Source organism: Bradyrhizobium sp. USDA 372, assembly GCF_053629095.1.
This window is the reverse complement of sequence record NZ_JBRJHR010000001.1, coordinates 4,809,173-4,830,002: the sequence shown is the minus strand read 5'-3', so window position 1 is coordinate 4,830,002 and position 20,830 is coordinate 4,809,173. Positions and strand designations below refer to the sequence as shown.

Genomic DNA, 20,830 nt, shown 5'->3' with positions numbered 1-20,830 from the left:
TGTCGAGATCCTCCCGGCCCGATGACGATGCTTGGCGCGCGCCATTCTGCTCACAAGAGATGGGACGGGGGAAGTCCCGAAGCTGACCTGATCCGCCGGATTACTGTCGCGCAATGCCCTCGCTGCGCAGCAGCCGCCGCTTTCGCCACACCTTCAGGTCAATCATGACTTTCACCGTTGCCGCGAGGACGAGCGCACACAGCGCCGCCTTGGAGATCGTCTCCATCGTTCCCTCGATCAGGAGACAATGGATCACGCTGCCCGTGACGATGACGATGGCTAGGGGAATATGGATGATGCGCCAGGTTCGCGGCCGCAAGCCCAATGGCCTTCGCAACAGAGCCAGGAGCGCAACGATGAAGATGGCCCACATCGCGGTCACGCCAAAGGGGGAGAACGGCGTCGGCGACGAGAATGTCAGCGCGTCGATCATATCGGGCGGGCTGGTGACCCAGAGGCCGGCGACGTGGATCACAATCGCCAGGGCAAGCGCGCCGCCGATCCAGTGATGGGCGCGCCTGTTGCGATAGGCCGACAATCCCGGCAGGTAGCCGCCGATCAGCAAAGGCTGCACGAGCACGAGACCGAGGGCGATGATCCCGGCGAAACCGGCGAGGATGTAGACAGGACCGCGCCAGGCGAGCTGCTCGCTGGCTGCGGCAGCGGCGACCGGCACGCCGATCGCCAAGGCGAGGGCGGCCCAGATCAGGGGCGTCCGGGCCGATCTCCATCCCTTCATCTGCAAATCGGGTTCAAGCCGGCTGCAGCACGAAGTGCGCCTCGAGGCTGGTCTCCTTGGCGCTCCGCATCACCGGCCGCAGGAAGACCGTCTTGAACTCGCCGCTGTCATAGGCGAGATGACCGTGCGGCTGGCCGAAGATCGGAATGATCTGCGGCATCTCCAGCCGGAACTTGCCGTCCTTGTCGGTGAGCGTGGCGCCGTGGCTCTGCGGCTCATGCTCCTGCCCTTCGACCGTGTGCGCCCAGATCTGGATGCGCTGCCCGGCCAGCGGAGCTCCGTCCCCGGCGCGGCGCACGGTGCCGCTCATCCAGAAACCGCCCTTGCCGATGCGATCCACGATCGCCGCGCCCTTGCGGTAATTGTTCGCGCCGCCCGACATCGACTCGGTCGGCGCGAGGCCGCTGGCGCGGGCCGGCAGCAGGAGGCCGGAAGCGCCGGTTGCCAAGACACCGGTCGTCAGGACGGAGGCGCCAGCGACGAGGAGATTGCGGCGGGTGAGTGCGACCGTGGTCATGTCGGTTCCTCCGGGCGAGCAGTGCAGTGGCACCAAAGAGACTACAGCAACAGACGCCAGACGCCCAGTTGCGATGAAGGGCGCCCCGGGTCGCAATAACGCTGTTGTGAAAGCAAATAGAGCCGCGTCAGAAGCTGTTCTTGACGAACTTCTCGCCGATATTGAGGGCGTCCAACAGCGACTTCCTGTCGTCGTGTCCGGTCTGATAACCCTTGACGATCGCCTTGCCGCGTTCCTCTGGGGTGCCGTGGTGTTTCGGGTGCTTGAGCATGTTGTCGCCCGCGTTGAATTGCGTCAGCGCAATCGCGGCGGCATTGAAGCTCGATTGCTGCAACTTGCGAACACCTGCGAAGTAGCCGGCCAGGAAATCCGCATGCAGTTCCACCCGTTTGACGGTGGGCTGCCCCTCGAGGAGAATTTCGTCCACCCCCACCTTCCACTGCAGCACGTGTCCAAACTCGTGGGCGCAGATGCCGGCGACCGCGGCATCTCCCGCCTCGGGGTCGGCCATCAATTGCTTCAGGAGTCGTTGGCCGAACAGCACCGTGCCATCGGTCTCGGCCACACGTTTCTCGCGCAATGCAAACGCATTCGGTGAGTCGAAGTCGTCGAAATAGGCGAAGCTCGGCGTGACGTTCAGACAGTCGGAAATCCGGACCAGCGTCTCTGCCAGCGCACGGTCGAATTCCTTGTCGCCCGATTTGGGAATTGACGGCCTCTCGCGCACGCTGCCGCCCTGCCCCTCAGGCTTGTTGCCGAGAATGTTGCCGGCTTCGCTCGCGGTCAGACTGCAGCCATAGGCCGGATTGTGGCGAGCGTCGGCGGCCACTGCGCCGATGCCGCCGAAGAGAAGAAGCCCGCAGCCGATGCAACATCTTCTTGTCAGCATCTGCATGTCTCCCTAGCAGAGATTTGGAAATCTTCGGCAGGCCTCCGAGGTGCCGCTTGTCTGGGGCGGGGCATTCGCCGGCGGATTTGGCACGCTTCCGGGAGTTGGAGCCGCGGTTTGCGGGAGCGGCACGGGTGGAGCCGGCAGGGACTGGGGCGTGGAGCCGATGTTGAAGTTCGCGTATTCGATCCGGTTGGTATAGAGGCTGATGCCCAACAGCCAGGTCGACACGCCCTGCTGATGCTGCGCGACCAAGGAATAGACCGGTCCCGCAGGGAGCTGGGTCTGCCCGTTCAGGACGACATTGGTCACCTGCCCGAGTTGGACCAGTTGCGGGTAGACGCCGCTGTTGCCCGTCTGCATCGCGATCGTCTGCCAGAGCTGCGGGCCGTACCAGGTCCAGTTCGGCGTGCCTGTCTGCAATTGCTGGATCACGGCCGTCAGGATTTGCCGCGGGTCCGCCTGCGCCGCCGCGATCCGCGTCCCCTGCGTCTGAAGCAGGCAGGCCAACACGGCCGCGATCAAAAACCGGATCGATCCCTTCGACATCATCTGCATTCCCCTGCACCCCAAACTACGAAGCCAAAGCCGCCAGATGCACCGGCATCTCGATCGGTCAGTCAGCCGATCACCTGTTGATCTGCCCGGTCGAACTCCTGATATCCGGCACCGTCGAGGGCACGACGATCGGCCGCTCCGGGACTAGACGATCGACATCAGGAGCAATCCTGAACGTACTCGACCCGCCGCCCGTGCCGGATCCCGACCCAATGTCGGAGCATTGGATCCTGCACGCCATCTTGCTTCGGTCGCAGGTGCAGCCTTCGGCGATCCGGCTGAACAACTCAGCGCGAGGCAGTTGAAACGCGATCAGCGCCAGACTGGCCAGCATCATTGTCTTGCGTGTGCTCATCCTTCACTCCACAGGCCTCAATCGAACGCTCTTGAAACCGACCACGACCGGGCGCGGCAGCAGCGTATCCGGCAACAGCACGTTCGACGTCGCGCGGCGCTCGAACGCGATCGCCCCGCCCGGCGCACCGTTCGGGCCAGCCTGCGGCGTCGGAGCGGGGGATTGCGGCTTGCCGTCGCCGCTCGCGCCTGCAGCCACGGGGGCCGCCTGCGCGGCCGCCGCCGGCAATACAGCCTGCTGGTTCACCCCCACGTTCCCCCGCGTACCGCCATCCTCGCCCATGCTGGTTTGAATCGAGCGTGCCAGGAACACGCGGCTGACAAGCGCGAGCTCGACCGAGAAGCGCGGCCGCTCAACGCCAGTCTTGCGATCCTTCACCTTGTCGTCGATCCTCTTGCCGATCAGGATCGAAAGCTGTTTGCGCAACCCTTGCTGCGTGCAGAACCCTTTCGTCGCGTCATCTTCGCAGAAGTCGAGCAGCCGAAGCTCCGCCGGCACCGCCGGAACACCATAGGTTTCGGTGGCTGAAAACCTGACCTCGACAGTTTCGGTCGAGCTTGCATCGGCACCAAATCCGCCGCCCAACAACTGGGACATCGCGCTGGCGCTGCCGCTTGCCCGCTTCACATTGGTGATGGTGAAGCGCGGGAACAGCACGAGCGGAAGGGTGGTCCGGGTCGCGGGCGGCTTAAACAGCGAGTCGGTGGCGACCGTCTGCGGCCAGACCTGTCCGTCATGGTCGGGACGGGCATTCGTGGCGGGGAATTGATAGACGGTCCGATAAGCATCCTCGATTTCCGAGGTCATATCGAGATGCAGCAATTTGATGGAGCGCCCCGCGAACGGCTCGTCCGTCGCCGAATCGCTGACCGCGTCGTCGGAGATCATCGCAAAGACATCGCCGACCTGGATGTCCTCGATGGGTGGATAGACCGGCTCGAAACCGAGTTTCTGGATCGCCTCGTTCCATTGCTTTGCGACCGAGAGCTTGGGCTGCTCGCCAGTCTCGGCCCAACGCACCAAAGCGAATGTCGCGGCTGCCACAACGATGAAGCCCGCCACCACAATCCAGGTCTTGAAACCGTTCCTTGCCGGGGCAGGCGTGCCGCTCGCCGGAGGAGCCACTTCGCCCGGAGGACCACCCATGATCCAACTCTCTATTGTGCGGCGCAGCCTGGGGCCAGGACGCCTTGCCAAAACATTTTCCGCGAACCCAGCTTTACTGGTGCTCACTCACGATGGCCGCTCCATCGACAATCAATCGCGTCTCAGGATGCGGCTTCGTTCACAAAACAGGCCTTCAAACAATACGTGTCACTAAACATGAATCTCGCGCTGGTTGCCACTGGCAATTCGCACAATTCCGGAGTTGGCGGTCCTGCCGCGCGGCTGGGAGCCGGGTCGTAATGACGCACGCAGGCCCTACCGTCGTCGTGGCCGTAGCTGGCCTGCAGGTTCCTGCTCCGCGAGAGGGAGCTGAGGCTCCACAATTATGCCGGCCAGCGCGCATCAGCGGCAACGCCAGGGACGCTTGCCAGACGCCTGAAAACGCCAGCTATTTCAATACGATCCGTATCCATCCATGCTTGACCGACATGGTCGACCGTTGCGCGGCGGCGCTAACATTCCCATCGACGGGCACTACATGTGAAGCCCAATGCGCATCCACTCACCGGTACCCTCCCCATGATCCCCTTCTCCGTGCTCGACCTCGCCCCCATTCGCCAAGGCGGCGACGCGGCGCAGGCCTTCCGCAATTCGCTCGATCTGGCCCAGCACGCGGAGAGGTGGGGGTTCAAGCGGTTCTGGCTGGCCGAGCATCACAACATGACGGGCATCGCCAGCGCGGCGACGTCGGTGGTGATCGGACACGTCGCGGGCGGCACGAAGACGATCCGCGTCGGCTCCGGCGGGATCATGCTGCCGAACCACTCGCCGCTGGTCATCGCCGAGCAGTTCGGCACACTGGAATCGCTCTATCCCGGACGGATCGATCTCGGGCTCGGGCGGGCGCCGGGCACCGACCAGTTCACCGCGCGGGCGCTGCGGCGCGACCTCGCCACCACGTCCGAGAACTTTCCGCATGACGTGCTGGAGCTGCAGGCGCTGCTCGGCGACGTGCAGCCGAACCAGGCGATCCGCGCCGTGCCCGGCATGGGGACCAAGGTGCCGCTGTGGATTTTGGGATCGAGCACGTTTGGCGCGCAGCTTGCGGCGATGCTCGGCCTACCCTTCGCCTTTGCCTCGCATTTCGCGCCGCAGATGATGATGCCGGCGCTGCGCGAATATCGCGCGCGCTTCGAGCCCTCGGCACAGTTCGACAAGCCCTATGCGATGGTCGGCGTCAACGTCTTCGCGGCCGAGAGCGACGCGGAGGCGCAGCGGATGTTCTCCTCGCTGCAGCAGCAGTTCATCAATTTGCGCCGCGGCACGCCTGGCCCGTTGCCGCCGCCGGTGGACGACATGGAGGCGCTGTGGTCGCCGGCGGAGAAGGCCATGGTCGGCCAGTCGCTGTCGTGCTCCGCGGTGGGCTCGCCCGATATGGTCGAAGCGAAGCTGAAGGCGCTGATCGCCGAGACCGGCGCGGACGAATTGATGACGACGGGGCAGATCTACGACCATTCCGCGCGGCTGCGCTCGTTCGAAATCGCAGCAGAGATTCGCGACCGCCTGGCGGCGCAGCCGGCCCGGTGATCACACCGGGGCCGGACGTCGGCGATGCCCTCCGAGCGTGGCAAATTCGCGCGGATTGCAGTTGCGGCCTTGGCGCCCTACACTCGGTGCCTGGAAGGGTAGCGTAGCGCCGATCCCTCAAAGCCTGATCGTAGGCCGCCGATGGACGTGGTCCGCAGTCGCGCATTCGATTTCGTCGAGACGGTGCGGCAGCTTCCGGACGCCGCGAGCATTCTGGATGCGATGAGCCGCACGCTCGGCCAGCACGGCTTCGACTATTTCTGCACTTCATATGTCGCCCCGCTGTCGACCGAACAGCCGCGCGAGGCGGTTCTCGCCGAACGGTTGCCGGCCGGCTTTCTCGATATGTATTCCGAGGCGCAGTATGTGTGGCACGATCCTGCGCTGCGTCATTGCAGGACAACGCTTCAGCCGTTCCGCTGGTTCAGGGAAGCGCCGTACGATCCGGAACGGGAGCCGCGCGCCGTCGAGCTCGTGCGACGCGCCCGCGATTTCGGCATGGTGGATGGCGTGGTGATCCCGGTCATCTCGCCAGCGGGCCGCACCGGCCAGGTGTGGTTCGGCGGCGCCGAGATCGACCTGCCGGAGCGCGATCTCCCCGCGCTCCACCTCATGGCGCTTTACGCCTTCGACCGGGTGCTGGCGCTGCGCGGCCGGCCCGAGGCTCCGCAGCTCGTACTGTCCTCGCGTGAGCGCGAGGTGCTGACGCTCGCGGCCGTCGGGCGATCCAGCGACGAGATCGCCGACGCCTTGACCATTACGGCACGCACCGTGAAGGCGCACATCAACAGCTGCTGCAAGAAGCTCGGCGCAGCCACCCGCACGCAGGCCGTGATGATCGCCATGCGCGACCGGATCATCTCGCCCTGATCCGTCGCGCTGCGGGCTGTTGTTTGCGCATGATCTTTTCGGAAAACCGCTTCGCACTTTTCCGGATCATGCTTTAGTCCGCAAAGCCGAACAGCTTGGCCGGATTGCGGACCAAAATCCTCTCCAGCTCGGCCTGATCCGGCGCGTAGCGGTACATCAGCTCGAGCAGATCGGCATCGTTCGGCGGCTGCTTCACCGAGACCGGATGCGGCCAGTCGCTGGCCCAGACGCAGCGATCGGGGGCGGCCTCGATATAGGCGCGCGCGATCGGGATCACGTCGTCGTAGGGCGCACCGGCCTTCGAGGTCTTCTCGCCGAGCGAGAGCATCACCCAGAAATTGCCCTTGGCCAGCAGCTCCAGCATCTTGCGCAGGTTCGGATCGTTCCTGCCGACCTCGGGGTCAGGCCGCGCCATGTGGTCGATCAGCACGGGCACGTCGAGATTCTCGTATTTGGCGACGCTCGACATGATGCCGTCCTTCTCCGGCTGGATCTTGACGTACCAGCCGAGCTCGCGGATGCGGGCGATGGCGCGGGCGAAATCGGCGTCCGACAGCACCGCGCCGAGTTCCTGGCGGAAGCTGAAGCGGGCGCCGCGCACGCCGGCATCGTGCAGCTTGGCGAGATAGGCGTCGCTCGCTTCCGCGAACACCAGTGCATTGGCGCAGCCGCGATAGTTCGGGCCCATCGCTTTGAGCCCGTCGAGCACGACGGCATGGTCGGCGCCGTAGGTCGTGGTCTGCACGATGATGCCGCGCTCGATGCCGAGCGCCTTGTGCATGCGCAGCGCCGCTTCCCACGTCGCGGTCGGCATCCGATAAGCGGCGCCGGGACGTTCCGGATATTTCTCGATCGGCCCCAGCACGTGGAACTGGCTGTCGATGGTCTTGGGCGGCGGCGCCTTGATCGGACGGCGCGGGTTGGGGTCGAACGGCAGATAGGTCGGCATGCGCTAGAACTCCTCAGTCGATCACGGCGGTGAAGTCGCACTGCACCAGCGCGCCGCCATCCATGTTGTCCATCGGCAGCGCATGGCGTGCGGGGCGCGAATGCTCGTCCGGAAACATTTTTAGCCATTCGACATTGAGGGGTCCGCGCTGCGAGCGGTCCTTCAGCCACACCGTCATCTTGATGATGTCGTCGGCGGTGCCGCCGGCGGCCTCCACCGTCGCCTTCATATGCGCGAACATGTTGGCGCATTGGGCATCCAGGCTTTCCGGCATCGCATTGGTCGCGGGATCGCGGCCGAGGATGACGCCCGACATCACGAGATTGCCGATGCGGCAGGCGTTCGGAATCGGGTTGACGTGCTTGAAGCCTCCGATGTGGATGCTCTTGCGCCACGTTTGGCCACTCATGGTGCGCTCCCTGCTTGTTATTGGTTCAGACGAACTGGCATGACACGGAGCCGAAGGCGCCGTAGTCGGCATGGAAGGTGTCGCCGCGGCGGATGTCGACCGGACGCGTGAACGATCCCGCCAGCACCACCTCGCCGGCTTTGAGATGTTCGTCATGCGGCGCGAGGCGGTTGGCGAGCCAGGCGATGCCGTTGGCGGGGTGATTGAGCACGCCGGCGGCGAGCCCGGTTTCCTCGACCTCGCCATTGCGGAACAGTAATGCGCCGATCCAGCGCAGATCCGCATCCATCGGGCGGATCGGCCGGCCGCCGAGCACCAGCGCAGCATTCGCAGCGTTGTCCGAGATCGTGTCCATGACCTTGCGCGTCTTGCCCGTTTCCGGGTCGACGCGGTGCATGCGCGTCTCCAGAATCTCCAACGCGGGCGTGACGTAGTCGGTGGCGTTGAGCACGTCGAAGATGGTGCAGTCGGGTCCGCGCAGCGGCGCCTTCAGCACGAAGGCGAGCTCGACCTCGATTCTTGGCGCGTGGAAGCGGTCGAACGGAACAGGCGTGGCATCGGCGTAAAACATGTCGGCGAACAGCACGCCGTAGTCGGGCTCGTTGATGCCGACCGCGTTCTGCATCGCCTTCGAGGTCAGGCCGATCTTGTGGCCCTTGATGATGCGGCCGCGGCCGAGCTGGAGCTTGGTCCAGGCGCGCTGGACGGCGTAGGCGTCCTCGATGCTGAAATCGGGATATTCCTTGGTGAACATCGGGATCAGCGATTTCGTGCGTTCGGCTTCATCGAGGCGGCCGGCGAGGCGTTCGATGGTGGCGGTATCCAGCATCATCTATTGCTCCGCGGCAACCGTGTTGCGCAGCACGCCGATGCGGCTGGACTCGACCTCGACGACGTCGCCCTCCTTGAGCCAGCGCGGCGGATCGAAGCGCGCGCCCGCGCCCGTCGGCGTGCCCGTCACGATCATGTCGCCGGGCTTGAGGGTCGCGAAGGTCGAGAGATAGGAGATCAGGAAGTCGAACGGGAACATCAGCCGCTCGGTTGTGTCCTGCTGCCGCACCTCGCCGTTGACGCGCGTGATGATGTCGTGGGGACCACGCGGGTCGAGCTCGTCCGCAGTGACGATCCACGGGCCGATGCTGCCGGAGCGATCGAAGTTCTTGCCCTGCGTGACGTTGAACTTGCCGTGGCGCAGCCAGTCGCGGATCGTGCCCTCGTTGCACAAGGTCATGCCGAAGATGTGCGACCACGCTTTTTCGCGCGGAATGTGGCGACCGCCCTGCCCGATCACGATGACGAGCTCGCCTTCGTAGTCGAGCTGGTCCGAGACTTTGGGCTTCTCGATCGGCTGGCCGGAGCCTGATATCGAGGACATGCTGCGCACGAACAGGCTGGGGTATTTGGGCAGGTCCGAATTGTCTTTGTATTCCGCATTGCGCTCGGCGTAGTTGACGCCGATGCACCAGAGCTTCTCCGGCGCCAGCACCGGCGGCAGCAGGACGAGCTGGTCCAGCGCATGGTCCGGCTTCTGTCCCGCGACGGCATCCTGCGCGTCGGCGCGTGCGTTGGCCGCGATCAGCGCCTTCACGTCCGAATAGTCGCGGCCGATGCGCCTGGTCAGATCGACCACGCCGCCGTCCACGGCCGCGCCATAGCGCGCCTCGCCGTCCAGGAGATAGCTCAGCAGTCGCATTGGATGTCCTCCGATGATCTTGGGGCGGGCGGCTGGCGATGAGCCCCGCGCGCTCAGTCTTTCGATTTGGGAGTCTGGAACACGCTGTTGAGCGTCACGATCTCGCCGAGCCGGGCGTAACGCGGGCCGCCGATGCGCGCGATCGGGTCGAGCGCCCTGGTCTCGACCTTGCCGTCGTTGACGAGGCCATCGCGCAAATGGAACAGCACGACCTCGCCGACGATGAGCCGGCTCTTGGCGTCACCGAATTCGAGACACTGCCGGAACCGGCACTCCATCGCGACCGGCGCGGCGGCGAGCCGCGGCACCTTGATGCGCTCGCTAGGGAGCGTTTCGAGCCCGAGATGCTCGACCTCGCTGATCTCAGGCGGATGCTCGACGGAGCTGTCGTGCAAGGCCTGCATCAGCGGGGTGTCGGCGATGTGGATGACATATTCCTCGGTATCGAGGATGTTGTGCGCGGTGTCCTTGTAGTCGGCGCCCTTGCGGCCGACGCTGATGGCGAGCATCGGCGGCTTCTGCGAGACGAAGGTGAAGGCGCTGAACGGGGCGAGATTGAGCACGCCCGTGGCTGACAGGCTCGTCACCCACGCGATCGGGCGCGGCACCACGATGCCGGTCATCAGACGGTAGATGCGCTCGGCGCCGAGCTCGGTGGGGTCGATCCGCATCGATCAATCCGCCCTGATATTGGCCTTGCGCACCACCGGAATCCACTTGGCGTCCTCGCGCTCGAGATAGGCCTTGAATTCGTCCGGCGTCGTCGGCGTGGCTTCGCCGCCGAGTTTTTCGAACTTGTCGATCACGGCGGGGTCCTTGAGAATCGCGACCAGCGTCTCGTGCAGCTTCTCGACGATGGGCGCCGGCGTGCCTGCTGGCGCGAACAGGCCGGTGAAAGTCTGGCCGTCGAAGTCCTTGTAGCCGAGTTCGGCGAAGGTCGGCACATCTGGCAGCGACTTCAATCGGTGCGGGCTGGTGACGGCGAGCGGACGGAACAGGCCGGCCTTGATGTGCTGGAGACTGACCGTGAGCTGGTCGAACGCGAACTGCACCTGGCCGCCCAGGAGATCGTTGATCGCCGGCGCGTTGCCGCGGTAGTGCGCCGTCACCCATTGCAGCCCGAGGCTGGACTGCATCAGCTCGCTGAGCAGATGGTTGGTGGTGCCCGGGCCGGGCGAGGCCATGGTCAGCTTGCCGGGCTCGCGCCTGGCGAGATCGAGAAACTCCTTGAGCGTGGTCGCCTGCACCGACGGATGGACCTCGAGCACCAGCGGCGTCATCGAGATCGTCGAGATCGGCATGAAGTCCTTTTTCCAATTATAGGCGTCGCGCTTGTTGATCTCGGTTGCGAACAGCACCGGGCCGTTGGCGCCGACGAACAGCGTGTAGCCGTCGGGCGCCGACTTGGCGAAGGCTTCGCCCGCGATCATGCCGCCGGCCCCGGCCTTGTTCTCGATGACGAAGGGTTGGCCGAGCTTTTCCTGGAGCTTGTCCGCGACGATGCGCGCGGCGCTGTCGACATTGCCGCCGGCGGGATAAGGCACGATCAGCTTGACGTTGCGCGCCGGCCATTGCTGGCCCAACGCGGGCCCGGCCAGCATCGCAGTAACGGCAGCTATGGCAATCCAGATTAATCGCATGTTAACCTCCCGGCGGCGCTTCCAATTCCATATCGGGTGCCGATGACTTTCGTGCATGGCATCCCGATCGAAGGGCAATCTCCAGATGCGCGCTTGCCCTGTCGAGGGAATTGTGGCGTTCTTGTCCATATTATGGACAGGAGACGTGCAACGAAACTCGCCCGCAGCGCCGTGGAACCGCGACAAGGCGCGCAGGCGATCCGGCGCGCGCTCGCGGTGCTGCGCATTCTTGCCGCGGGGCGCGAGGACGGTGTGCCATTGGCCGAGGTGGTCCGCACCACGGGCCTCACCCGCCCAACCGTGCATCGCATCGTCCACGTGCTGATCGAGGAAGGCATCGTCGAGCGGCATGGCAGGAGCGGCCGCTACGCGATCGGCAACCAGGTGCCGGAGCTGGCGCTGGCGCGCCCGCGGCCCTCGCGGCTCTTGGTCGCCGCAACGCCATCGCTCCAGCGCGCGTCTGCCGAGATCGGCGACACGCTGTTCCTGACCGTGCGCACCGGCAACGACACGCTGTGCGTCGATCGCCGGATCGGGGTCTATCCGATCCAGGTGCTGTCGATCGAGGTCGGCGCGCGGCGACCGCTCGGCGTCTCCAGCGCGGGCGTTGTCATCCTCGCCGCGATGCCGGCGCAGGAGGCACGAAGGATCGTCGCGGCGAACGAGAAGCGGTTCGAGGCCTACCGGACCGACGTCGCGACCGTGCTCGGCGAGGTCACCGCCGCACGGCGCCTCGGATACGGCCTGAGAGAGACCGGCCTGGTGCAGGGGACGAAATCGATCTCCACCTGGATCAAGACGCCGGACGGCCAACCGGCTGCGGCGATGACAGTCTCCGCCGTTCGCACGCGGCTCGGCCCCCGCCGCGAGCAGGAGGTCGCGGAGATCTTGCTGCGGGAAGCCCGGATCATCGAGCAGGCGATCGGGGGCTAGCGACGACACCGGACGGCATTTCTTCGCCTGTCCCCCCTTGCGGGGAGAGGCCGGAATTCGAGCGAAGCTTGAATTCCGGGTGAGGGGGAGTCTCCGCGAGTCTAACTGCCACCGTTTTCGCGGAGGCAGCCCCTCACCCCAACCCTCTCCCCGTAAGAACGGGGCGAGGGGGCGCACTGCCGCTGTCGCACTGTCAATGGCTGACTTGGCACACAGTTTTATGGCACAACGGCCGCCATCACCGACCGACCAACGAGGCCACGCATGCCCGCGCCGAAACCGCCTGCCTTCGAGACCCTGAGCCTGCATGCGGGCCAGCATCCGGATCCCACGACCGGCGCCCGGGCGGTGCCGATCTACCAGACCACGTCCTACGTGTTCCAGGATTCCGACCACGCCGCGGCGCTGTTCAATCTCGAACGCGCCGGCCACATCTATACCCGCATCTCCAATCCGACCACCGGCGTGCTGGAGGAACGGCTCGCCGCGCTCGAGGGCGGCGTCGGCGCGATCTGCACGGCCAGCGGCCAGGCGGCGCTGCATCTGGCGATCGCCACGCTGCTCAATGCCGGCGACCACATCGTGGCGTCGAGCTCGCTCTATGGCGGCACCATCAACCTGCTGGCGCACACGCTGCCGCGCTTCGGCATCACCACGACGTTCGTGAAACCGCGCGATCTCGACGCGTTCCGGTCGGCGATCAAGCCGAGCACGAGGCTCGTGATAGGCGAGACCATCGGCAATCCCGGGCTCGAGGTGCTCGACATTCCCAAGGTTGCGGCGATCGCGCATGAGGCAAAGATTCCGCTGCTGATCGACAACACCTTCGCCACGCCCTATCTCAGCCGCCCGATCGAGCTGGGTGCCGACATCGTCATGCATTCGGCGACCAAATGGATCGGCGGCCATGGCATCGCGATCGGCGGCGCCATCGTCGACGGCGGCCGCTTCGACTGGCGCGCATCGGGCAAGTTCGGCGTGCTGACGGAACCCTATGGCGGTTATCACGGCATCGTCTTCGACGAGCAGTTCGGCACGGCCGCCTTCATCATGCGCGCCCGCACGGAAGGCCTGCGCGATTTCGGCGCCTGCCTGTCGCCGACCAACGCATTCCAGCTGCTCCAGGGCGTCGAGACCCTCGGCGTGCGCATGGACCGGCATATACACAACACGCATCTGGTGCTGGAAGCGCTGAAGGCCAACAAGGCGGTGGACTGGGTGCTGCATCCCTCGCTCGAGGATCACACGGACTACCAGCTGGCAAAGACGCTGCTGCCGCGCGGCGCCGGCTCGATCGTGTCCTTCGGCATCAAGGGCGGGCGCCCCGCCGGGCGCAAATTCATCGAGAGCTTGCGCATGATCAGCCATCTCGCCAATGTCGGCGACGCCAAGACGCTGGTGATCCATCCGGCCTCGACCACGCATCAACAGATGGACGCCGAGCAGCTCAAGGCGGCCGGCATCGGCGAGGAGCTGGTGCGGCTCTCGGTCGGCATCGAGACCGCAAGCGACATCATCGACGACCTCAATCAAGCGCTGCGCATCTCGCAAAAGGCCTGACATCATGAAGCTCTCCGTCAACGGCACCGATGTGTTTGTCGCAACCGGCGGCCGCGACTTCGACAAATCCCTGCCCGCGGTCGTCTTCATCCACGGCGCCGGCTTCGACCATTCAACCTGGGCGCTGCATACGCGCTGGTTCGCCCATCACGGTTTTTCCGTTCTGGCGCCCGACCTACCCGGCCACGGCCGCTCTATTGGGCCTTCACTCGGCAGCATCGCCGAGATGGCCGACTGGACAGCAGCGCTGCTCGAAGCGGCAGGCGCTGCGAAGGCGCATCTGATCGGCCACTCCATGGGCTCGCTGATCTCGCTGGAAACGGCGGCGCGGCATCCGGACAAGGTCTCAGCGCTGAGCCTGATCGGTACTGCCGCGACCATGACGGTGGGTCCGGATCTCCTGAAGGCCGCCGAAGCCAACTCGCAGGATGCCAACGACATGGTCTCGATCTGGGGCCTCGGTTTCAATGCGGAGCTCGGCGGCAGCCTTGCGCCCGGTCTGTGGATGCATGGCGGTGCGCAGGCGGTGCTGAAGTCATGCGAGCCGGGCGTGCTGTTCAGGGATCTGTCTGCTTGCAACTCCTATACGAATGCGCTTGCCGCTGCAGCGAGCGTGAAGGTGCCGACAACGCTGATCCTGGGCGAAAAGGACATGATGACGCCGGCCAAGGCGGGCAAGGCGCTCGCCGCCGCGATCCCGCATGCAAAGACCGTCGTGGTGCCCGGCGCCGGCCACACGATCATGGCCGAGCGGCCGGACGAGTTGCTGGCAGCGCTGCGGAACTAAACGGATCCATCTTCCGTCTTGCGCGTTGCGGTCAGACATCCCTCTCACTCAAGAAGGGGAACTCGACCATGCCGAGACAGGAAGTCATTCGCAAAGCGAGGCAAGACAAGCGCGCCGGCAAGTCGGCCAGCACGCAGGCCGGCGAATTCGTCAAGGACGAGATCGACAGGATCCGCAAGGGCAAGCACGGCGCGCGCTCGACCAAGCAGGCGATCGCGATCGGCCTGTCCGAGGCGCGCCGGGCCGGCGTCGATCTGCCGCCACCGCGCAAGGGACGCACCAAGAAGGCGACGCGGCGCAGTGCCAAATATGCCTATGAGGTCGGCCAGGGCAAACGGACGCCGAAGCGGCGGCCGAAAGTATCGCGCGCCGTCACGAACGTCCTGAAGAAGGAGCCGCGATCGACCGCATCGCGCAGTGCGCTGTCGAAACAGGCCAAACGTGCCGCAAGCCGCCGAACCGCAGCGTCCCGCTCGGCCACGGCGCGGAAGGCGAGCCGCACCAAAGGCGCCAAGGTCCGCTCCGCTGCCGCCAAAAAGGCGGCGCGCACCAGGGCGCGCCGCCGGAGCTGATCAGTCGCGCCGGTTCAAGAACCCGGCGTCCATTTCCAGACGATGTCGGAGACGTTGACCGGCTTCGGGATCAAGCCCAGCTTTGCGAAGCGATCGGCGACCGCTTGCTGGCTCCTGACCACCTCGGCGTCGAGCGGCACTACGCGGAAGTTGGAGCGATCCACGAAACGCCTGACAGCCTCGATGTCAACGCCGGTCGCGTCTGCCTGGGCTTTGGCGACGTCCTCGTGGTGTTCGTTGGCCCAGACGCCTTCGGACGCGAAGGTCGTGTTGAGCTTCGCGACCAGCGCCGGATACTTCTCCACGAAATCCGTGTTGGCGATGTAGAACGCATTCGGCTTGTGCACGTCCTTGTCGAAGGCGATCACGCGCGCGCTCTCCTTCAATTCGGCGAGCGCCAGATAGGGATCCCAGATCGACCAGGCATCGACCGAGCCCTTGACGAAGGCTGCCGTCGCATCGGCCGGGGCGAGCGGCGCAGGCGTGATGTCGGACCAGGACAGGCCGGCCTTTTCGAGCGCGGCGACCAGCAGATTATGCGCGCTCGATCCCTTGCCGAAGGCGACGCGCTTGCCCTTGAGATCGGCGAGCGAGCGAATCGGCGAATCCTTCGGCACGATGATCGCCTGGGTGTTGCCGTCGGATTTCACCGCAGCGACGTAGCGGATCTTGGCGCCGCCGGCCTGCGCGAAGATCGGCGGGGAGTCGCCGACATAGCCGAAATCGACGCTGCCGACATTGATGGCCTCCAGCAGCGGCGGACCGAACTGGAAGTCGATCCACTTGATCTCGATGCCGAGCGGCTTGAAGGCGTTTTCCAGAGTCTGGCGCTGGCGCACCGCCGGGAAAAAACCGCCCTTCTGCGTGCCGATGCGGATTTCCGCCGGCTTGTCCTCGGCGTGGGCGGGTGCAGCCAGGGCCGTCGCAAGCAACAGCGTCGTAGCCAGAATGTGTCGTCGATTGATCATAACGCGGTCCTTTCGGTGGGATCAGTTGGCGAAAAGTTGCGAGCTCGCGCGACCGCCACGCTCGGAGAACACCGCACGGGCGGCGCGCTCGGCCTCGCGGGCCGAACGGAACTGGCGGCCTTCGAGGCTGTCGAACAGGCGCTCGGAGGAGAAGAAGCGGAAGCCGCGCTCATCACGCGTGATGATGCCGGCGGCGCGGTCGTGGATTTCGATGATGTAGGCGTTCGACTGGATCTGGGACATGACTGCTCGTTCGCCGAAGTTCGGCGTTTCTGTCTTGGGATTTTTGGTGTGAGGTGCTGCTAGGAAACGGTCAGCAGCAACAACAGGCGCCCGTGGCCGCCGAGAAACAGCGCCGCGTCATGCACGCATGCATGTCGTTCTGATTGCGCTGGCGATCGGTTTTCATGGTGCGGCTTGGGCTCGAGGAGCAGTTTCGACGCTCCGAATATCGAGCGATCGGCAGGATTGGTCAATGAAATGGCTATCCATATTTGCGGCGCGCGCGCTGGGCGGGTTCTCTCGCCGCGAGCATGGACAGACGGATTCATCTCGCGATGAGTTCAACGCGCGCGGGCAGCGGGCATGATACGCTCCCAACGCCAATGATATGGGAGGTTCCAGGCATGGCGGATGCTCTGAATGGGCGCACGGCGCTCGTGACCGGCGGCTCGCGCGGAATTGGCGCCGCCGTCTGTCATGCATTGGCCGAAGCAGGTGCAGCGGTTGCGATCAACTGCCGCGAGAGAATCGGGCAAGCCGAGCAGCTGGCGGGCGAGATCGGCAAGCAGGGCGGCCGCGCCATCGTGGTCGCCGCCGACGTCTCGCAGCGCGAAGCCGTGGCTGATATGGTCGAGCGTGTTACGGCCGGGCTCGGGCCGATCGACATCCTCGTCAACAATGCCGGCATTGCGATCACGCGCGGCGTCGACGATCTCACCGAGGACGATTTCGACCGCACCATCCTGGTCAACCTGAAATCCGCTTTCCTGTGCACGCAAGCGGTGCTGCCATCGATGCGCGCGCGGACATGGGGCCGCATCGTCAACATCTCCTCGGGTGCCGCGCGCGGTGCGGGCTCGATCGGCCCGCACTACAATGCGTCAAAGGCAGGCATGGAGGGCCTGACGCGCGGCTATGCGGCGCGGCTGGTGAAGGAGGGCATCACCGTGAACGCCGTGGCGCCATCGCTGATCGAGACCGACATGATGAGCGGCCAGCTCCAGCTCGTCGGCCGCATCCCCCTCGGCCGCTTCGGCACGGCGGATGAGGTGGCGAAGGCCGTGATGCTGCTGGTCGACAATGCCTACATGACCGGACAGACCATCGCGCTGAGCGGCGGGATGGCGTTTAATTAGAGGCACCATCGTTAGCGCGAGCGCCCCTCTTCACCTCTCCCCGCAAGAGCGGGGCGAGGGAGACGAGAGTGCCGTAGGGTGGGCAAAGCGAAGCGTGCCCACCATTTGCGTGTGATTGGTGAGAATTCGTGGGCACGGCGCAAATGCGCCTTTGCCCACCCTACGATTTTGGACTCGCGGAAAAACAGTCGCCCATCCGTCTCGCCGCTACCGCCTGACGAGAGAGCGCGGGCTCACCACATCGTCGCGGCGGCGCGCTCGGGCCAGATCCGGTCGTACTCCGCACCGCCGACCTTGTTGTCACTCATCTCCGCAAGAATCTGCCCCGGCGTCGGCAACGTCTTCGGATCGACGCGCTTGTCGGGATTCCAGAGATCGGAGCGAACGATGGCGCGGGCGCATTGGAAGTAGATCTCGTCCACGTTCATCACCATGACGCTGCGCGGCGCCTTGCCCTCGACCTCGAACGAGGCCAGCAGCTCCGGATCGATCGACAGATGCGCGCGGCCGTTGGTCCGCACCGCATTGCCGGAGCCGGGAATCAGGAACATCAACGACACGCGCGGGTCGCGCACGATATTGCGCAAGGAATCGACCCGGTTGTTGCCGCGGCGGTCGGGCAGCATCAGCGTCTTGGGGTCGTGGATGCGGACGAAGCCGGGCAGATCGCCGCGCGGCGAGCAGTCGATGCCCTCGGGCCCGATGGTGGCGAGCGCAGCGAACGGCGCCTTCTCGATGAAGATGCGGTAGAGCGGGGTGACGTGGTCGGCGACTTTCACGGTCGAGGCGTCATTGGTGGCGCCGTAGATGGCTTCCAGCTGTTCGATCGTTTCGATCACCGTCATTCCACACTCTCTCTATCGCGCCGACAACTCGTCTTGCCAGCCTTGATTCCTGATCACGCGCACCAGCTGGCGGCTGTGATAATCCGCGCTGCCGGCATTGAGAATGGTGACATCCGCCTGCGCCGACGCGTCGTCGACGCTGCGCGACAGCCGCTCGCCGATGTCGCCGTCGCTTTTCCGGGCGCGCGCGGCAAGCCGCTGCGCCAATACGTCCGGCGGCGCTGTGATCGCGACCACCACGACCTCGGCATAGGCCCGGCGCAAGGCTTCGATCACGGTGCGCGAGACGTTGACGACGATGGTGCGGCCCGCGCGGATGTCGTCGTTGATCTCGAGCGGCAGTGCATAGGAATGCCCATGCGCCTCCCAGTGCACGGCGAAGTCGCCGTGCTCGCGCGCGCGGCGGAATTCGTCGGGGCTGACCGCGATATTGTCTTCATCGGCCGAGGACGCACGCGTCACGATGCGGCGCGGGAAGACGATGTCGGGATCGTCGCTGCAGGCTGCTTGCGCCAGCCGCAGCAAGGTATCCTTGCCGGCGCCGCTGGGGCCGACCACGAGCACGAGCCGGCCGGGGCCGATCGCACCCGCCTCGCCCTGCGCCGTGGTCACCATTTCGCTCATGCCACGCGGTGTCCTTCGCGCCAGACGCTGCGGACCACGGGAACGTGGCCTGCGACATGGACGCGGATCAAATCGGCGCGCTTGCCTGTCGCGACCTCGCCGCGGTCGGTGAGGCCGACCGCCTCGGCGGGCGCCTTCGTCACCGTGCGAACCGCTGCCGGAAGGCTGATCGCGGGCACATGCTCGGGTAATTGCAGCGCGGCCATCAGAAGGCTCGACGGGATGTAATCCGACGACAGGATGTCGAGCAGGCCTTCGCGCGCGAGATCGACCGCGGCGATGTTGCCGGAGTGCGAGCCGCCGCGCACCACGTTCGGCGCGCCCATCAGGATGTCGATGCCGGCCTGGTGCAGGCCGCGTGCGGCCTCCAGTGTAGTCGGGAATTCCGCGACCGAGACGCGGTCGCGCACGGCGTCCGCGACGTTCTCCTCGGTGGTATCGTCGTGGCTCGCCAGCGGAATGTTGTACTCATGCGCCAGCGCCACGATCTCGCGCATGTTCACCGCGGCATAGAGCCTCTGATATTCGAAACGCTTTGCGAACAATTCGTCGAGCTCGGCATCGGTCTTGCCGCCGCCCTTGCCGCGATAATAGTCGCGCAGCTTGACCTCGTCGCGGAACTGGCGCTGGCCGGGCGTGTGGTCCATCAGCGACATCAGCTTGACGTCCGGACGGTCGATCAGCTCCTTGGCTTCCTCGACCACGCTCGGCATCGGGATCTCGCAGCGCAGATGCAGGAAGTGATCGGCGCGCAGCAGGTTGGCCTCGCGCGCATTGGTGATCGCGGCGGCGAGCACGCCGGCGCGGCCATCGACCTCCTCGGCGCCGTCCTCGCGCCAGACCCGGAGCGAATCGAATACGGTGGTGATGCCCGAGGTCGCAAGCTGGCCGTCATAGGAGATGACGGCGGCGACCGGATTCCAGAACACCTTTGGCCGCGGCACGTAATGCGCTTCGAGATGGTCGGTGTGGAGCTCGATCAGGCCGGGCATGATCAAGTCGCCGCCGGCATCCTCGGCGCCCGCGGGCGCCCTGCCCTCGCCGATCTCCGCAATGCGGCCGTCGGCAAGCGCGAGCCAGCCCTGCTCGATCACCCGGTCAGCCAGCACGATCCTGGCATTGGCGATCATGGATTCCTTCTTCATTTCCCCGTTCCTTCAGGCCGCGGCGGCAAAGCTGGTGACGTCAACGATGCGGTCGGCAATCAGATGACGGATTTCGTCGTCATGGACAATGGCGACCATGGCGACGCCCTGATGTTTCTTTTCAGCGACCAGCTCGACCACCACGGCGCGATTGGCGGCATCCAGCGAGGCGGTCGGCTCGTCCAGCAGCAGGATCGGCAGGTCCGAGATGAAGCCGCGCGCGATGTTGACGCGCTGCTGCTCGCCGCCGGAGAAGGTCGCGGGCGGCAGCTGCCAAAGTCGCTCGGGGATGTTGAGACGATGCAGCAATTCGCCGGCGCGCGCCTGTGCGTCGGCCCGGCTCATGCCGTTCACGATCAGCGGCTCCGCGACGACGTCGATGGTCGCAACCCGCGGCACGGCCCGCAGGAACTGGCTGACATAGCCGATGGTGGAACGGCGGATATTGAGCACCTGACGCGGCTCGGCGGTGGCGAGATCGACCACCTTGCCGCGATGGCGGATGCCGATCCGGCCGCTGTCGCAGCGGTAATTGCCGAAGATCATCTTCAGGATCGACGACTTGCCGGCGCCGGATGGGCCCGACAGCACGACGCACTCGCCGGGATTGACCTGGAAGGTCACGCCGCGCACCACCGGCAGCTCGATGCCGCCCTGCAGGTGCATCGTGAAGGTCTTGCCGGCGTCGGTGATGTCGATCATGGCGGTCATTGGAGGGCTCATAT

General features: G+C 65.4%; 26 protein-coding genes. 7 read left to right on the top strand and 19 right to left on the bottom strand.

Annotated elements, in window-relative coordinates; all coding sequences use genetic code 11:
• Window positions 1–100 precede the first annotated feature (100 nt).
• The 6 genes from AB7M16_RS22795 to AB7M16_RS22770 form a co-directional block, all read right to left on the bottom strand.
• On the bottom strand, window positions 101–739 hold the full coding sequence (locus AB7M16_RS22795) for a ferric reductase-like transmembrane domain-containing protein (RefSeq protein ID WP_453945300.1): 639 nt from the start codon (window positions 737–739) through the stop codon (window positions 101–103).
• A gap of 13 nt (window positions 740–752) precedes the next feature.
• Window positions 753–1,256, bottom strand: a complete 504-nt coding sequence (locus tag AB7M16_RS22790) for a peptidase associated/transthyretin-like domain-containing protein (protein ID WP_172785153.1) — start codon at window positions 1,254–1,256, stop codon at window positions 753–755.
• A gap of 127 nt (window positions 1,257–1,383) precedes the next feature.
• Window positions 1,384–2,145, bottom strand: coding sequence for a metalloprotease (locus AB7M16_RS22785; RefSeq protein WP_453945299.1), 762 nt, complete (start codon window positions 2,143–2,145; stop codon window positions 1,384–1,386).
• 12 nt (window positions 2,146–2,157) lie between these two features.
• Window positions 2,158–2,703: a hypothetical protein gene (locus tag AB7M16_RS22780; RefSeq protein WP_212259508.1), complete on the bottom strand. Its 546-nt coding sequence runs from the start codon at window positions 2,701–2,703 to the stop codon at window positions 2,158–2,160.
• Window positions 2,704–2,773: 70 nt separating this feature from the next.
• Window positions 2,774–3,058 carry a hypothetical protein gene (locus AB7M16_RS22775; RefSeq protein ID WP_453945298.1) on the bottom strand — a complete coding sequence of 95 codons (285 nt, stop codon included), beginning with the start codon at window positions 3,056–3,058 and terminating at the stop codon, window positions 2,774–2,776.
• A gap of 3 nt (window positions 3,059–3,061) precedes the next feature.
• On the bottom strand, window positions 3,062–4,291 hold the full coding sequence (locus AB7M16_RS22770) for a hypothetical protein (protein WP_453945297.1): 1,230 nt from the start codon (window positions 4,289–4,291) through the stop codon (window positions 3,062–3,064).
• A 453-nt stretch (window positions 4,292–4,744) separates the two neighbouring features.
• Between AB7M16_RS22770 and AB7M16_RS22765 the strand changes: the two genes are divergently transcribed.
• Both AB7M16_RS22765 and AB7M16_RS22760 read left to right on the top strand, forming a co-directional pair.
• Window positions 4,745–5,752 carry an LLM class flavin-dependent oxidoreductase gene (locus AB7M16_RS22765; RefSeq protein WP_453945296.1) on the top strand — a complete coding sequence of 336 codons (1,008 nt, stop codon included), beginning with the start codon at window positions 4,745–4,747 and terminating at the stop codon, window positions 5,750–5,752.
• A gap of 141 nt (window positions 5,753–5,893) precedes the next feature.
• A complete protein-coding gene (locus tag AB7M16_RS22760) occupies window positions 5,894–6,622 on the top strand; it encodes a helix-turn-helix transcriptional regulator (protein WP_453945295.1) in 729 nt (242 codons plus the stop codon).
• A 73-nt stretch (window positions 6,623–6,695) separates the two neighbouring features.
• Here the strand turns inward: AB7M16_RS22760 and AB7M16_RS22755 are convergent, their stop codons facing one another.
• Genes AB7M16_RS22755 through AB7M16_RS22730 form a run of 6 tightly spaced genes read right to left on the bottom strand, consistent with a single transcriptional unit; the run spans window position 6,696 to window position 11,313 of the window.
• Window positions 6,696–7,571: an amidohydrolase family protein gene (locus AB7M16_RS22755; RefSeq protein ID WP_453945294.1), complete on the bottom strand. Its 876-nt coding sequence runs from the start codon at window positions 7,569–7,571 to the stop codon at window positions 6,696–6,698.
• A 13-nt stretch (window positions 7,572–7,584) separates the two neighbouring features.
• Window positions 7,585–7,980 carry a RidA family protein gene (locus tag AB7M16_RS22750; protein WP_453945293.1) on the bottom strand — a complete coding sequence of 132 codons (396 nt, stop codon included), beginning with the start codon at window positions 7,978–7,980 and terminating at the stop codon, window positions 7,585–7,587.
• Window positions 7,981–8,005: 25 nt separating this feature from the next.
• Window positions 8,006–8,809, bottom strand: a complete 804-nt coding sequence (gene hpaH, locus AB7M16_RS22745) for a 2-oxo-hept-4-ene-1,7-dioate hydratase (RefSeq protein WP_453947246.1) — start codon at window positions 8,807–8,809, stop codon at window positions 8,006–8,008.
• Window positions 8,810–8,812: 3 nt separating this feature from the next.
• Window positions 8,813–9,673, bottom strand: a complete 861-nt coding sequence (locus AB7M16_RS22740) for a fumarylacetoacetate hydrolase family protein (protein WP_453945292.1) — start codon at window positions 9,671–9,673, stop codon at window positions 8,813–8,815.
• A 53-nt stretch (window positions 9,674–9,726) separates the two neighbouring features.
• Complete coding sequence (locus AB7M16_RS22735; RefSeq protein WP_453945291.1) at window positions 9,727–10,344, bottom strand: flavin reductase family protein; 618 nt, start codon at window positions 10,342–10,344, stop codon at window positions 9,727–9,729.
• A 3-nt stretch (window positions 10,345–10,347) separates the two neighbouring features.
• Window positions 10,348–11,313: a Bug family tripartite tricarboxylate transporter substrate binding protein gene (locus tag AB7M16_RS22730; RefSeq protein ID WP_212259517.1), complete on the bottom strand. Its 966-nt coding sequence runs from the start codon at window positions 11,311–11,313 to the stop codon at window positions 10,348–10,350.
• 132 nt (window positions 11,314–11,445) lie between these two features.
• On the opposite strand from AB7M16_RS22730, the gene AB7M16_RS22725 reads away from it, so the two are divergent.
• From AB7M16_RS22725 to AB7M16_RS22710, 4 genes are all read left to right on the top strand, one after another.
• Window positions 11,446–12,246, top strand: a complete 801-nt coding sequence (locus AB7M16_RS22725; protein ID WP_453945290.1) for an IclR family transcriptional regulator — start codon at window positions 11,446–11,448, stop codon at window positions 12,244–12,246.
• A gap of 264 nt (window positions 12,247–12,510) precedes the next feature.
• Window positions 12,511–13,806, top strand: a complete 1,296-nt coding sequence (locus tag AB7M16_RS22720; protein WP_453945289.1) for an O-acetylhomoserine aminocarboxypropyltransferase — start codon at window positions 12,511–12,513, stop codon at window positions 13,804–13,806.
• A gap of 4 nt (window positions 13,807–13,810) precedes the next feature.
• Window positions 13,811–14,593 carry an alpha/beta fold hydrolase gene (locus AB7M16_RS22715; RefSeq protein WP_453945288.1) on the top strand — a complete coding sequence of 261 codons (783 nt, stop codon included), beginning with the start codon at window positions 13,811–13,813 and terminating at the stop codon, window positions 14,591–14,593.
• A gap of 68 nt (window positions 14,594–14,661) precedes the next feature.
• Window positions 14,662–15,165, top strand: coding sequence for a DUF6496 domain-containing protein (locus tag AB7M16_RS22710; protein ID WP_260381904.1), 504 nt, complete (start codon window positions 14,662–14,664; stop codon window positions 15,163–15,165).
• Between the two features lie 14 nt (window positions 15,166–15,179).
• Here AB7M16_RS22710 and AB7M16_RS22705 read toward each other — a convergent pair whose 3' ends face one another.
• The 3 genes from AB7M16_RS22705 to AB7M16_RS22695 are packed head-to-tail and all read right to left on the bottom strand — an operon-like array spanning window position 15,180 to window position 16,609.
• Entirely contained in the window at window positions 15,180–16,133 is a 954-nt protein-coding gene (locus AB7M16_RS22705; RefSeq protein ID WP_453945287.1) for an aliphatic sulfonate ABC transporter substrate-binding protein, read from the bottom strand.
• 21 nt (window positions 16,134–16,154) lie between these two features.
• On the bottom strand, window positions 16,155–16,376 hold the full coding sequence (locus tag AB7M16_RS22700) for a hypothetical protein (protein WP_260381902.1): 222 nt from the start codon (window positions 16,374–16,376) through the stop codon (window positions 16,155–16,157).
• Between the two features lie 59 nt (window positions 16,377–16,435).
• Window positions 16,436–16,609, bottom strand: a complete 174-nt coding sequence (locus AB7M16_RS22695; RefSeq protein ID WP_453945286.1) for a hypothetical protein — start codon at window positions 16,607–16,609, stop codon at window positions 16,436–16,438.
• Window positions 16,610–16,759: 150 nt separating this feature from the next.
• Between AB7M16_RS22695 and AB7M16_RS22690 the strand changes: the two genes are divergently transcribed.
• Entirely contained in the window at window positions 16,760–17,491 is a 732-nt protein-coding gene (locus AB7M16_RS22690) for an SDR family NAD(P)-dependent oxidoreductase (RefSeq protein WP_453945285.1), read from the top strand.
• Window positions 17,492–17,724: 233 nt separating this feature from the next.
• Here the strand turns inward: AB7M16_RS22690 and AB7M16_RS22685 are convergent, their stop codons facing one another.
• The 4 genes from AB7M16_RS22685 to phnL are packed head-to-tail and all read right to left on the bottom strand — an operon-like array spanning window position 17,725 to window position 20,816.
• Window positions 17,725–18,336, bottom strand: a complete 612-nt coding sequence (locus AB7M16_RS22685; RefSeq protein ID WP_212259524.1) for a pyridoxamine 5'-phosphate oxidase family protein — start codon at window positions 18,334–18,336, stop codon at window positions 17,725–17,727.
• Between the two features lie 12 nt (window positions 18,337–18,348).
• On the bottom strand, window positions 18,349–18,960 hold the full coding sequence (phnN, locus tag AB7M16_RS22680) for a phosphonate metabolism protein/1,5-bisphosphokinase (PRPP-forming) PhnN (protein WP_453945284.1): 612 nt from the start codon (window positions 18,958–18,960) through the stop codon (window positions 18,349–18,351).
• Complete coding sequence (locus AB7M16_RS22675) at window positions 18,957–20,105, bottom strand: alpha-D-ribose 1-methylphosphonate 5-triphosphate diphosphatase (RefSeq protein WP_453945283.1); 1,149 nt, start codon at window positions 20,103–20,105, stop codon at window positions 18,957–18,959. Before AB7M16_RS22675 ends, phnN begins: the two co-directional genes overlap by 4 nt.
• A gap of 12 nt (window positions 20,106–20,117) precedes the next feature.
• The gene (gene phnL, locus AB7M16_RS22670) at window positions 20,118–20,816 is read right to left on the bottom strand and encodes a phosphonate C-P lyase system protein PhnL (RefSeq protein WP_172785175.1); all 699 of its coding nucleotides are present in this window, start codon (window positions 20,814–20,816) and stop codon (window positions 20,118–20,120) included.
• Between the last annotated feature and the right edge of the window lie 14 nt (window positions 20,817–20,830).

What these genes read in the sequence shown, in the direction of transcription:
- AB7M16_RS22795 (WP_453945300.1), bottom strand. Translation starts at nt 739, where the DNA reads ATGAAGGGATGGAGATCGGCCCGGACGCCCCTGATCTGGGCCGCCCTC.
- AB7M16_RS22790 (WP_172785153.1), bottom strand. Translation starts at nt 1,256, where the DNA reads ATGACCACGGTCGCACTCACCCGCCGCAATCTCCTCGTCGCTGGCGCC.
- AB7M16_RS22785 (WP_453945299.1), bottom strand. Translation starts at nt 2,145, where the DNA reads ATGCTGACAAGAAGATGTTGCATCGGCTGCGGGCTTCTTCTCTTCGGC.
- AB7M16_RS22780 (WP_212259508.1), bottom strand. Translation starts at nt 2,703, where the DNA reads ATGCAGATGATGTCGAAGGGATCGATCCGGTTTTTGATCGCGGCCGTG.
- AB7M16_RS22775 (WP_453945298.1), bottom strand. Translation starts at nt 3,058, where the DNA reads ATGAGCACACGCAAGACAATGATGCTGGCCAGTCTGGCGCTGATCGCG.
- AB7M16_RS22765 (WP_453945296.1), top strand. Translation starts at nt 4,745, where the DNA reads ATGATCCCCTTCTCCGTGCTCGACCTCGCCCCCATTCGCCAAGGCGGC.
- AB7M16_RS22760 (WP_453945295.1), top strand. Translation starts at nt 5,894, where the DNA reads ATGGACGTGGTCCGCAGTCGCGCATTCGATTTCGTCGAGACGGTGCGG.
- AB7M16_RS22755 (WP_453945294.1), bottom strand. Translation starts at nt 7,571, where the DNA reads ATGCCGACCTATCTGCCGTTCGACCCCAACCCGCGCCGTCCGATCAAG.
- AB7M16_RS22750 (WP_453945293.1), bottom strand. Translation starts at nt 7,980, where the DNA reads ATGAGTGGCCAAACGTGGCGCAAGAGCATCCACATCGGAGGCTTCAAG.
- hpaH (WP_453947246.1), bottom strand. Translation starts at nt 8,809, where the DNA reads ATGCTGGATACCGCCACCATCGAACGCCTCGCCGGCCGCCTCGATGAA.
- AB7M16_RS22740 (WP_453945292.1), bottom strand. Translation starts at nt 9,673, where the DNA reads ATGCGACTGCTGAGCTATCTCCTGGACGGCGAGGCGCGCTATGGCGCG.
- AB7M16_RS22735 (WP_453945291.1), bottom strand. Translation starts at nt 10,344, where the DNA reads ATGCGGATCGACCCCACCGAGCTCGGCGCCGAGCGCATCTACCGTCTG.
- AB7M16_RS22730 (WP_212259517.1), bottom strand. Translation starts at nt 11,313, where the DNA reads ATGCGATTAATCTGGATTGCCATAGCTGCCGTTACTGCGATGCTGGCC.
- AB7M16_RS22725 (WP_453945290.1), top strand. Translation starts at nt 11,446, where the DNA reads ATGGACAGGAGACGTGCAACGAAACTCGCCCGCAGCGCCGTGGAACCG.
- AB7M16_RS22720 (WP_453945289.1), top strand. Translation starts at nt 12,511, where the DNA reads ATGCCCGCGCCGAAACCGCCTGCCTTCGAGACCCTGAGCCTGCATGCG.
- AB7M16_RS22715 (WP_453945288.1), top strand. Translation starts at nt 13,811, where the DNA reads ATGAAGCTCTCCGTCAACGGCACCGATGTGTTTGTCGCAACCGGCGGC.
- AB7M16_RS22710 (WP_260381904.1), top strand. Translation starts at nt 14,662, where the DNA reads ATGCCGAGACAGGAAGTCATTCGCAAAGCGAGGCAAGACAAGCGCGCC.
- AB7M16_RS22705 (WP_453945287.1), bottom strand. Translation starts at nt 16,133, where the DNA reads ATGATCAATCGACGACACATTCTGGCTACGACGCTGTTGCTTGCGACG.
- AB7M16_RS22700 (WP_260381902.1), bottom strand. Translation starts at nt 16,376, where the DNA reads ATGTCCCAGATCCAGTCGAACGCCTACATCATCGAAATCCACGACCGC.
- AB7M16_RS22690 (WP_453945285.1), top strand. Translation starts at nt 16,760, where the DNA reads ATGGCGGATGCTCTGAATGGGCGCACGGCGCTCGTGACCGGCGGCTCG.
- AB7M16_RS22685 (WP_212259524.1), bottom strand. Translation starts at nt 18,336, where the DNA reads ATGACGGTGATCGAAACGATCGAACAGCTGGAAGCCATCTACGGCGCC.
- phnN (WP_453945284.1), bottom strand. Translation starts at nt 18,960, where the DNA reads ATGAGCGAAATGGTGACCACGGCGCAGGGCGAGGCGGGTGCGATCGGC.
- AB7M16_RS22675 (WP_453945283.1), bottom strand. Translation starts at nt 20,105, where the DNA reads ATGAAGAAGGAATCCATGATCGCCAATGCCAGGATCGTGCTGGCTGAC.
- phnL (WP_172785175.1), bottom strand. Translation starts at nt 20,816, where the DNA reads ATGACCGCCATGATCGACATCACCGACGCCGGCAAGACCTTCACGATG.